The organism is Mycobacterium sp. TH-M106 (genome assembly GCF_057473765.1).
Genome location: NZ_JBYCLE010000046.1, coordinates 1 through 1,494, shown reverse-complemented (window position 1 = coordinate 1,494; position 1,494 = coordinate 1). Strand labels below are relative to the sequence as shown.

Genomic DNA, 1,494 nt, shown 5'->3' with positions numbered 1-1,494 from the left:
ACAACACGGTGACCGAGACCATCACCAGCGGCTACTTGAACCCCAACACCACCGAGTCCCTCACGGTCAACTCGGTCAACGGCGACGCCTACATCGCCAACGGGGACAACGTCGCGGTGGTCGACGCCGGCACCGGAACGGTGTCGGAAGTGGCCCTGCCGACCGGGACGACCGTGTCCGATGTGGTGGCGGGACTGCCCGGCACATCGGGGTCCGGCGATGTGTACGCGTTCGGGTCCACCGTGGGTGCGACCGACACCTCGCTGTACACGATAGGTTCGGGGAATCAGGTGGTGAGCACGCTTAACTTGAACAGCGGCACGACCAACCCGAATTCGCTTGACATCACCGATGCGGCGATCGATCCGGCCAATTCACAAGAGGCCTACGTGATTTCGGGCGGTCTCGACGGGGTGACCGAGGTGGATCTGGCCACCGGTGCGGTGGGAACACCTGCAGGTTTGGGCACGAGTTTCTATGACCCCGGGGCCGAATCCATCGCCGCCGCTAACTTCATTCCGCCGATTCCGTAAGGGGAACAAGGTATTGCTTTGACGTTCGTGATTCCCTGAACAGATCGGTGCGCAGGCATCGGAGTTGGCGGTGCTTGCCGGGCGAGGCGTTGATCGCCGCTGCTCAGGCGGCGGCCGGGTAGTGGCCGGCACTAGGCCGCCGGGGAGTGTTTCCCGCAGGGCCATCGACGCGATGACCACGCTGAACGCCGCGGCTGCCGCGGCGGGGCTGGCGCCGGTTGCCGAATGTGCCACCGGCATCACGGGTTTCGGCCTGCTGAGCCACCTGCACAAGCTGGCGCGAGCCAGCGGTGTCACCGCGGTGATCTACTCGGCCGCGGTGCCCTATCTGGAGGGCGCCCGGGAGGCGCTGGCCGCCGGCCACGTCAGCGGCGGCACTCGGCGCGCTCTGGCCTGGATGGCCCCTGAGATGGATTTCTCGGCGGCGACCGAGGCCCGCCTACCGGGGTGAGCGCCGCGCGGGAATGACTGCGGCCGCGTTGTGGCGTTGGAACGACGGGAATCGAATCATGCTGTCCAAGTTGTGATTTGGTGGCACGCGCAGGTTCGGTCGGCGGTGCAAGATGGCCTTTTGTGGGTGCGGCGGGCGCGCCGGGTGCGGCGGACGCTGTCAGGGTGGACGTCGCCGGGTGTCACACGCGCCGAGGCCGCAGGGTTGGTGTCCGGTGCTGTGCGGGTGCTTACCGTAGCGGCGTAAGTCGGCGAACGCGAGGCAAATTCATCGATTTTTTACCCATTTTCGCCGTCGTTGTGCTAGCATTTTTTCCGCAGGCTCCTTCTGTGACGGTGGTCTCAGTACCCCTCTCTTGTGAGGCAGATCACTTCAGATCGCATGGGAGGGGGGACGTTTCGGGTGGGAAGGATGCTGGGCTGTGTCGTTGATGGTTGTTGCGCCGGAGTGGGTGGCTGCGTCGGGGTCGGAGTTGACGGTGGGTGCGGCGCAGATCGAGGCGGCGTTGGC

General features: G+C 65.6%; 1 protein-coding gene and 1 pseudogene. Both read left to right on the top strand.

What is annotated here, in order from left to right:
- The coding region (locus tag AC2VOP_RS01590; protein ID WP_486959340.1) for a hypothetical protein at positions 1-533 on the top strand (533 nt) is incomplete at its 5' end.
- Positions 534-690: 157 nt separating this feature from the next.
- Positions 691-969 (top strand): annotated as a pseudogene (locus AC2VOP_RS01585) (AIR synthase-related protein); the annotation flags it as partial.
- Between the last annotated feature and the right edge of the window lie 525 nt (positions 970-1,494).